Origin of the sequence: Protofrankia sp. Cas4 (genome assembly GCF_963555915.1) — a bacterium.
Taxonomy (GTDB): Bacteria; Actinomycetota; Actinomycetes; order Frankiales; family Frankiaceae; genus Protofrankia.
The window spans coordinates 1-4,449 of record NZ_CAUVXL010000094.1; the positions used below are offsets into that span (position 1 = coordinate 1).

The following is a 4,449-nucleotide window of genomic DNA, read 5'->3' on the forward strand; positions in this document are numbered from 1 at the left end:
GCGGCGGACGACTCGCGGATGGAGACCGCCTGTTTCGACGCGAACGGCACCCTGTATGTCGCCCGCACCAGGGCGGACGGACTGCGCGCCGCGACGCTCGCCGTCTACCCCAAGATTGGTAGCGAGCGTGGTCTGGTCAGCCGGACGCCGGCGGTCGACGGTTGGCCGGCGCAGAGCTGGGGGGCGCTGAACCCGCCGGAGTACTTCGTTTCGGGCACCGATACCGGCGGTCTCGTCCGCAGCATCGTTCCCGACCCGACCAGCGGGGCGGTTGTGCTCGCCGGGCTCGACGGCGTGGTGCAGGTCGTCCGGCCCTCGGGTCGGGGCCGGGACATGACCTTCGCCCTGGGTCGGCCGCTGGACATCGGCCTGGGTGGACTACGCCGTCCATCCACCCGATACATCGGCGTCCGGCGGGGCGCCGTCGATGCGCACCGCGGGGTGATGTGGCTTCCCGTCAACCAGTTGGTACTCGACGCCATCCCGTGGCCGTACCCGCCGTTCAAGCTCGACCAGTGGCTGATGCGCGTCGACCTGCGTGCCCTGCTGTCCTGAGTCGACCCTGAGTCAGCCCTGAGACTGGTCAGGACGTCATGTCACGGTGCTTGAACAGCCCGGCGGCGACCAGTACCGCGGCCAAGCAGAAGACGAGAATCCGGAGGCCGGCCGCGGAGTAGGCGATGTGATATCCGTGCGCGCCTGCGGCGAAGGTGTCCATGAGCCGGGCGGGCAGCCAGGCTGCCGCCGGGCTCCAGATCCGCGATACGAGCATCTCCAGCGGCAGGGCGTATGCCAGCCCCACCGACACCGCGGCAGCCGGGGAGCGGAACACCACCCCGACCAGGACGCCTATGGTCGCGTATCCCAGCGACGCCGCGAGCACGTTCAGGTATCCCTTGCCGATCTCGACCAGGCCGGCTGTGCTGTGCCAGGCAGCGGTACCCACGTCCGTCGCGGGCGCGATCGCGAACGATGCGGCGGCGGCCACGACCGTGGCCGCAGTGACCATCACGGTGACGAAGGCAGCCAGGGCCAGGCATTTGCCCGCGAGCAGGCGAAGCCGGTAGGGATAGGCGATGAGCTGGTTACGCAGTGTTCCATGGGTGAAGTCGCCGCCGATAACAGCGGCTGTGACGGCGAGGGCCGTCACACCGAGCAGGATGCTGACGGCTTCCAACCCCTGCATGACCCCGTCCGGAGCGGCCAGTGCGGCTGCCGTGACCGGCACGCCGTCGTAGTCCTTGTGCCCAACCGACAGCATGGTCAACACGGCGCCGAGCGCCGCGACGGCGCCGATGGCGGCGAGCGTCCCGAAGAAGAAGCGCGGGCGACCGAGCTTGACCCATTCGGCCCGGAACATCGGGGTCACGACGCGCATCCGGGCACGTCCGGGGCGGGCATGGCGGAGATGCGAAATCCGCCCGAGGCAGCTATCGATGCGTCCACTGAACCGTCCACTGAGCCGTCCACTGATGCCGGTACCGAGGCGTCCGGTGAGCTGCGGCTACGCGGGATCAGATCGCCGTCGACCCCGCCTGTTGCGACCAGGAAGGTCTCCTCCAGCGTAGGGCGGTAGGCGGTCAGCGCGCGCAGAGTGATTCCCGCTTTCATGGCGATTTTGTTGAGGTTCGCGGCTACCGCCTCGGGGGCGTGCACGCTGACCGAGCCGATCGAGGACCCCTGCGGCGGGTCGACCTGCAGGCCGTGGTCGCGCAGCAGAGCGGCGAGGCGTTCGGTGTCTCCCGCATGTTCGGGGGTCAGCACGAGCCGTGGTTCCTCGGCGGCAAGCAGGTCGGTCACGTGGCCCTGGAAGAGTAGCCGGCCGGAACGGATCATGACCAGGTGGTCGCAGATCTGTTCGACTTCGGACAGTAGGTGACTGGACACGAAAACCGTCATCCGCGCCCCGGCGAGGTCCTTGAGTAGGCTCCTGACCTCCCGGATGCCCGCTGGGTCGAGCCCGTTGGTCGGTTCGTCGAGGATCAGGAGTTCGGGGTTCGGCAACAGCGCGGCTGCGATTCCCAATCGCTGCTTCATACCCAGCGAGTAAGTGGAGAATCGGTCGTCGGCCCGGGTGGTCAGGCCGACCAGGTCCAAGGTCTCGGTGACCCGGTCCGGACCGAGCCGGCGCAGGCGGGCCAACAGGAGGAGATTGGCGCGCCCGCTGAGGCCAGGATGGAAGGTCGGCCCCTCGATCATCGCGCCGACCCGGGGGAGATAGGCCGCGGGATTGCCGATGGGGTGCCCGAGCACGAAACCGTGGCCCTCGCTGGGCCGGATCAGCCCGAGAAGCATTCGCAGAGTGGTCGTCTTGCCGGCTCCGTTGGGCCCGACGAAGCCCGACAACGCCCCGGTGGGGACGTGCAGGTTCAGCCGGTCCACTGACCGTCGGGTGCCGTACTGCTTGGTAAGCCCCTGGCTCCAGATGGCAGCGTCGGGGGGAGGCTGCGGCAGGTCCGTGCGAGTCTGCCGTCGTGATCGTATCCGCATCCGCGGTGGCCTCGCCGGAGTCTCCGCCGTCATTACGTGATTGCCTCCTTGGTTGCCTGCGCTGGATGATTTCCGGCGCTGGACGATGCTCGGTGCTTGGTTGACCTCTGGTGTTGGCTTCGTGTGGCACGGTCTCCCGGTCGGCGGACGTTGACCGAACAGAGCGTAACGGATGGAGAAGCGTTGTGAGTGGTGACGATCATTAACTCTCCATGAAAAAGATCTTCAGTCATGGTCCAACCACCGGATCGGGTCGGGACCCGGCCGGGCGGGCGGATGGCACGCGCCGCCGGGACGCTCGGCGGGGCGGGCGAGCGCCCGGCTGCGCGCCATGCCGTCATCGCGTTGGGCGACAATGCCGTGAGCCCGACATCGAGGCTGCAAGGGCTTCGGGGATCGGAGGGAGTCACCGTGGCACAGGTGGCGGGTCTGCGCTGGGGTATCCGGGCGATGGCGGCACTGGCTCTGGTCGTGGGCGTTGCCACCCTCGGGGTAGCGGTTTACTCCGCGGTCAGGGCCAACCATGCCACCGCCGAACGGGGCAACCGACTGGATCCCGCCGCGACCACCGCGGCCATGCTCCTGGCCGACTACGTCGATCAGGAGAGCAGCGTTCGCGGGTATCTGATCACCGAGGATCGCTCCTTCCTCGACTCGTTCGACGAGGCCGGCAAGTTGATCCCGGTGCACTATGCGCGCCTGGAGATGCTCCTGGATGGTCAGGCCACGTTGGTCACCCAGCTGCACGGCGTCGCCGGGGCATACCAGGCGTGGCGCTCGGACGTGGCGCGGCCAGAACTTGCGGCGATGCGGGACGGTGCTGTTGCGGCTGCCCGCGATGTCGAGAGGTCCTCGACGGCCCGGACCCGGCTGAGTGCACTGCGCGCCGATGTGACCAGCCTTGAGATCGCGATTTCCCAGGAGCAGACATCCACCGTCGGTCGGGTCGCCGGCGCCCAGGACCTGTTGCTCAGTTCACTGGGTACAGCGGTGTTCCTGGTCGCGGTCATTGTGGTCACGCTGAGTGTTGTCGCACGTCGCTGGCTCCTGCGGCCGATCGCCTCGCTGCGTAGGGCGGTCAACGCGGTCGCTGCCGGACGTTATGACACCCGTATCCCGGCGGTCGGGCCCAAGGAGTTGGTCGATCTTGCCGGCAACGTTGAGGCGATGCGGGCGCAGCTGGTACGCCTCGTCCGGCAGAACGACCGGCTCTGGGAGGCGCTCGCTCAGGAGGGACCCGCCGTGGTCGCCCTGCGTGACGCGCTCACCCCGTCCACCCTGCACGCGTCCGGGCTGGTCGTGCGCGGTCGGGTCGATCCGGCCGAGGGGGAGCTGGCTGGCGACTGGTTCGATTCGGTGGACCTGCCCGGCGGCCGGGTCGGGGTGGTTGTGGGCGATGTGTCCGGCCACGGGTCGGCGGCTGGTGTGTACGCGCTGCGGCTCAAACAGCTGCTGGGCGCGGCACTGACCGGCGGGGTGTCCGACCCCGGAGCTGCCATCGAGTGGGTCGTGGACAACCTGGGCGAGACCGACGAGGTCTTCGCCACGGCCGTGGTCGCGGTGGTCGACCCGGCGACCGGGACGGTCGAATATGCCAACGCCGGCCATCCGCAGGGGCTTCTGCTGCGCCGGTCCGGCCCGGCGGTCGAGCTGTTCGCCGGCGCCGGGGTCCCTGCCGCCGGGGTCCCTGCCGCCGGGCTTCCGGCTGTATCGGCGAAGCCGGTCGGGGCGGTTCGCGCGGAGCCGCCGGGGTCCCCACGCGATCCGGGGCCTGCTCGTGATCCGGGGTCGCCGCCCGATCGGAGGCCGCCGCCCGATCGGGGGTCGCCGCCGGACAGACGGGGCCGATCCGGCCGGTCCGGGGGCCGCCCCGGCCGAGCAGGAGAGCTCCCGGCGACTCCGCCGGGGGAATCGCCGACCGCTGATGTCGTCACGCTCACCGCCATCGGGCCGCTGGTG

The 4,449-nt window shown here is 69.5% G+C and carries 3 protein-coding genes and 1 pseudogene; 2 read left to right on the forward strand and 2 right to left on the reverse strand.

Going from position 1 to position 4,449, the window contains the following annotated elements:
• Positions 1-555: pseudogene (locus U9979_RS08675) on the forward strand (hypothetical protein); the annotation flags it as partial.
• Between the two features lie 28 nt (positions 556-583).
• On the opposite strand, the gene U9979_RS08680 reads toward U9979_RS08675, so the two are convergent.
• Positions 584-1,360, reverse strand: coding sequence for an ABC transporter permease subunit (locus U9979_RS08680; protein WP_322778960.1), 777 nt, complete (start codon positions 1,358-1,360; stop codon positions 584-586).
• A 5-nt stretch (positions 1,361-1,365) separates the two neighbouring features.
• Entirely contained in the window at positions 1,366-2,523 is a 1,158-nt protein-coding gene (locus U9979_RS08685) for an ATP-binding cassette domain-containing protein (RefSeq protein ID WP_322747306.1), read from the reverse strand.
• A 198-nt stretch (positions 2,524-2,721) separates the two neighbouring features.
• Between U9979_RS08685 and U9979_RS08690 the strand changes: the two genes are divergently transcribed.
• Positions 2,722-4,449, forward strand: a 1,728-nt coding sequence (locus U9979_RS08690; RefSeq protein WP_322778959.1) for a CHASE3 domain-containing protein, incomplete at its 3' end; no start/stop codon positions are given.